This window comes from Thiohalocapsa sp., from assembly GCF_019695415.1.
Classification (GTDB): Bacteria; Pseudomonadota; Gammaproteobacteria; order Chromatiales; family Chromatiaceae; genus Thiohalocapsa.
In genome coordinates, this window is the sequence record NZ_JAIFKJ010000607.1 from 2,749 (window position 1) to 7,673 (window position 4,925).

The window sequence follows — 4,925 nt, forward strand, 5'->3', positions numbered from 1 at the left end:
CCTCGCCCCTCGAAGCTACGTCCTTATCGATATAGCGACATAACCGGGGTCCAAGCGAGCCATCAACCCCCAGCCGGAGCCCTAGACAATGTTGTCCCGCGAGCGCATCGGCGCCTGGATCGAGTCCGGGCCGGTGCAGCGTTTCATCATCGCCGTCATCATCGTCAACGCCATCACCTTGGGGCTGGAGACCTCGGCCGCGCTGATGGATCGCTGGGGCGGGCTGCTCAAGGCGCTGGACCGGACGGCGCTCGCGATCTTCGTGATCGAGCTCGCCCTGAAGCTCTACGCCTTTCGCTTGCGCTTCTTCCGGGGGGCTTGGAACGTCTTCGACTTCATCGTCGTCGGCATCGCCCTAGTGCCGGCGAGCGGCCCCCTTGCGGTATTGCGGGCGCTCCGCGTGCTGCGCGTGCTGCGGTTGGTGTCCACGGTGCCGCGGTTGCGATTCGTGGTGGAGGCGCTGCTCGCGGCCGTACCCGGCATTACCTCGATCGCCGGGCTGATGCTGCTCCTGTTCTATGTGTTCGCGGTCATGGCGACGAGCCTCTTCGGCGAGCGCTTTCCGGAGTGGTTCGGCAGCATCGGTGCGTCCATGTACACTCTGTTTCAGATCATGACGCTGGAGAGCTGGTCCATGGGCATCGTGCGGCCGGTGATGGAGAGCTATCCCACCGCCTGGGCCTTCTTCGTGCCCTTCATTCTCATTGCAACCTTCACGATGCTGAACCTCTTCATCGGCATCATCGTGGATACCATGCAGACCATGCATGATGCCGACCATGCCGCGGACCGCCGCAAGATGGAGGGCGCCATGCACGACGACACGGACCGTGTGCTGGCGGAGGTGCGCCAACTGCAGCAGGAGGTGGCCGGGCTGCGGACGGAGCTGCGGGCCACGGCGGCCGTCGGCAGTGCGTCGGGGTCGGAGCCCGATGAAGGGCGTACATAAATGTCATAGAGCCGTTCATAACCTTTGCATATTCGCCTGAATTCACTAGTATCTGACGCATGCAGACGCACGCCTTACAGCGCCGGTGCGTAGCCCGCCGGCCTCGTCGGGCGGCGCTGCTTCTTTGTTGCGGATTACTGCTTGGGTTGCCGGCTACGGTTGCGGGGGTGTCGCTGCGTGTGACCGTCGAGGGGCTGGAGGGGCAGCAGGAGAAGAACGTCCTTGCTTTGCTCGGCATCTACCAGGAACAGAACGACAGCGGGCTCACGGTGCCGCGCATTCTCGCGCTGTATCGGCGGGCGCCGGATCAGATCCGCGACGCGCTGGCGCCCTTTGGCCTATACCGGGTGCAGGTTGAGGACAACCTCGACCGGCCTGAAGATCCAAACGGCCGCTGGGTGGCGAGCTTCCGCGTCGACCCGGGGGAGCCCGTCAAGATCGGGTCGGTGGACTATCGCATCACCGGCCCCGGGGCGAGCAATCCCGCCTTCCCGGAAACCTTCCCGCTGCAGCCCGGCGACGTGCTCCTGCACGCGGACTATGACAAGGCGAAGAGCCAGGTCACCAGCGTGGCCTCCGAGCAGGGTTACCTGGATGCCGAGCTGCTGCGCCACATCGTACTGATCGACCCGGTGGCTTACACGGCGCATGTGGAGTTTCACCTCGACACCGGGCCACGCTGGTATCTCGACGGGGTGAGCTTCGACCAAGACCTGCTCGCCGACGACTTCCTGGAGAAGTTCGTGGACTTCGCCCCCGGCGATGTCTACGACCCAGACCTGCTGCTCGGGCTTCAGGGCCGGCTCATCGGCACCGAGTACTTCAGCAACGTGGAAATCGTGCCGCTCAAGGATCAGGCCGGGCCGGATCGGCGCGTGCCCGTCCGCGTCGTGGCCGAGCGCAACAAGGCCAACAAGTACCGCGTCGGTGTCGGCTACGCCACGGATCTCGGACCACGCTTCAGCCTCGACTACCGGCGGCGTTACATCGGCCGTCGCGGGCATAAACTGAAGACCGAAATCGAGATCGCGCCGGTGACCCAGTCGTTCGTCGCCGAGTACCGCATCCCCGTGCGCGATCCAGTGTCGGACTATGTGCAGATCCGTCCAGAGGTCTATTCCTTCGACACCGCGAGCCGACAGGGCACGCTGTTCAAGCTGGGCGCGCTCCAGTCCGTGCTTACCCCCAGCGGTTGGCGGCGCAACCTCGGCCTCGACTACCGCTATGAGGACTACGAGGTCGCCGACGACGACAGCGACAGCTTCAACGGCCTGGTCCCGAACGCCTCCTGGTCCCGAGTCGTGGCGGATGACCCCATCAACACCAAGAACGGTCATCGCATTAGGCTCCTGCTGCAGGGCACGGCGCGCAATGTCCTTTCGGAGACCAGCTACCTGAGCGGCAGCCTGAGCTACAAGGCCATCCGCACCCTGGGCAGCGGCAACAGGTTCATCGGCCGCGCCAACGTCGGGGCGACGTGGGCCAGCTCCGTGCAGGATGTGCCGGCCAGTCAGCGCTTCTTTGCCGGCGGCGACAACAGCATCCGCGGCTGGGGCCTGGATGCACTGGGGCCGAGGGACCCGCAAACGGGCAGTATCATCGGCGGGCGCTATCTGGCCGTCGGCAGCCTGGAGTATCAGCGCAGCATCAAGGGCCCTTGGAGCGGCGCGGTGTTCACGGACTTCGGCAACGCCTTCGACCCGGACTACAACGCCGACTGGGAGCAGAGCGCTGGCCTCGGGCTGCGCTTTGCGACGCCCATCGGTCCCGTGCGGCTGGATGTGGCCTACGCGATCACCAAGGAGCCGGCCGGCTTCCGCCTCCACGTCGGCCTTGGGCCGGATCTTTAACGCGTCTCGCCCATGGCCACCCGCAAAACCACTCGGTCCCTCATCGGCTTCCCCCTCGTCGGTCTGTTGTTGCGCTTGACCGGCCTGCTGCTGCTGGTGCTGGTGCTGTTGCTGGGCTTCGTGCTCGGGACACAGACAGGCCTGCGCATGGCGGTGGCGTTTGCCGAGGAGCTTGTCCCTGACCGTGTCGCGGTGGGGCGTGTCGACGGCCGTGTGCTGGGGGAGTTGACCCTCGCCGATGTGGTGCTGGACCTGCCGTCGCTGTCGCTCGATCTCGGCCGGCTGCATTTGGACTGGCGACCCGCCAGGCTGCTTTCGGGGGAGCTGCGGGTCGCCGACCTGAGCGTCGCGGACCTGGATATCATCACTGCGCCGCCGCCGGCGGACAAGCCACCTGCGGAGCCCCTGACGCTGCCTGAAATCCGCCTGCCCATCGCGGTGGACATCGACCGCGTGCTGGTGGAGCGCCTGAGCCTTCGCCAGCAGGACGCCCCGCCCGCGTCGGCGATCCGCGTCAACCGCGCGGAGTTGTCGGCCGCTGCCGACGGCGACCGCGTGGACCTGCGCCGGCTCAGCGCGGAGCTGGCACAGCCTGAGGCCAGTGCCCAAGCACAGGGCAGCGTCCGCCTCACTGGGGACTACCCCCTCGACCTCACCCTGGACTGGCGTTTCCGCCAGGCCCCGGCATTGGAATTGACCGGAGATGGCAGCGTCGGCGGCGACCTCGCGACGCTGCGCATCACGCACTCGGTGGCCGGCGCCGTCGCCGCGACCCTGAGCGCTACGGTCCGCGACGTCTTGAGCGAGCCGGCCTGGCAGGGCGAGCTGCAGCTCGACCGCGTGGACCTGCCCGCCGTGGTCCCTGATGCACCCGAGGTGAACCTGCAAGCGAGCCTCAAGACCGAGGGCGACCTCGAGCGCGCCACTGTCACCGGTACCCTCGACGCCGACGCCCCGGCGCTCGCGGACTTCGGCAAGCTCAGCGCCGACCTGGATCTCACTTGGGCAGAGCAGCGCCTGACCCTGAACCGGGTGCAGCTGGACGAGACGGCATCCGGTGCCGTGCTGGAGCTCAATGGTCATGCGGACCTGGCGGGTGCAGTGCCTGCCTTCGTGCTGCAGGGTACATGGGAGCGCCTGCGTTGGCCGCTCACCGGCGAGGTCCTCGTGGCGGCGCCACAGGGTAAAGTCACCTTGGATGGCGACCTGGATGCCTTCGACTACCGGCTCGATGGCGATGTGCTGGGTGCCGAAATCCCCGAGGCCCGGCTCAGCCTGACGGGCGCCGGCAGCGCCCGAGATACTCGCATCGAATCGCTCCTGGTGGAGACCCTCGGCGGCCGCATCGAAGCCAAGGGCAGTGCCAGGTGGGAGCCAGCCGTCACCTGGGACCTGGCCGTCACCGCCGCCGACATCGATCCCGGGCAGCAGCTGCCGGGTCTCGGCGGTCAGATTGCGCTGAAGGCCGCCTCCCAGGGTGGACTCGATACAGGCTACAGCTTCGGGGCCAAGCTGACGGCGGCCTTGACGGAGTATCCAGACGCCGTGGTCAACGTCGCTGGTAGCGGAGATCTTGAGCGGGTGCAGCTCGCGACCTTCTCCGTCGAGACCCTCGGCGGGCTCATCGCCGGTGAGGGCGATCTCGCATGGGTGCCTGCGCTGGCCTGGAAGCTGGCGCTGCGGGCAGACGACCTGGATCCGGGGCTCTACGACCCGGCCCTGGCCGGCCGCGTGGGCTTCGAGCTTTCGAGTGCCGGCGGGCTGGATGAGGGTTACGACTACAACCTCAAGGGCAGTGCGGCACTCGCCGCCTACCCGCCCGCCACGCTGGACCTGGGCGGTACCGGTACCGCCGAGGCTATGGACGTCAGCACCCTCGATATCCAGGTATTGGACGGCAGCATCACAGGGAGCGCCCGGGTCGCCTGGGTACCAGACATGCAATGGGACGCCGACCTAGCATTGTCGGGGCTGGACCCAGGCAGCCTGGCGGCGGACTGGGCCGGGCACCTCGGCGGCGAGGCGTACGGGGTAGACCAGCGACTCGACGGAGAACTCACTGATGCGGACAGTGAGAACAGGGCCCTGTGCTGTGCGCTGCCCACACATCTGACTAGGGGCGGCAG

2 protein-coding genes and 1 pseudogene are annotated in these 4,925 nt (G+C 67.0%); all 3 read left to right on the forward strand.

Annotation, left to right across the window (positions count from 1 at the left end; all coding sequences use genetic code 11):
- The first annotated feature begins 88 nt into the window (after positions 1 to 88).
- The gene (locus I6U14_RS16635) at positions 89 to 949 is read left to right on the forward strand and encodes an ion transporter (RefSeq protein ID WP_296900748.1); all 861 of its coding nucleotides are present in this window, start codon (positions 89 to 91) and stop codon (positions 947 to 949) included.
- Between the two features lie 167 nt (positions 950 to 1,116).
- Positions 1,117 to 2,799 (forward strand): autotransporter assembly complex family protein, encoded by a 1,683-nt coding sequence (locus tag I6U14_RS16640; RefSeq protein WP_296900750.1) that lies wholly within the window; start codon positions 1,117 to 1,119, stop codon positions 2,797 to 2,799.
- A gap of 12 nt (positions 2,800 to 2,811) precedes the next feature.
- A pseudogene (locus I6U14_RS16645) lies at positions 2,812 to 4,925 on the forward strand (translocation/assembly module TamB); the annotation flags it as partial.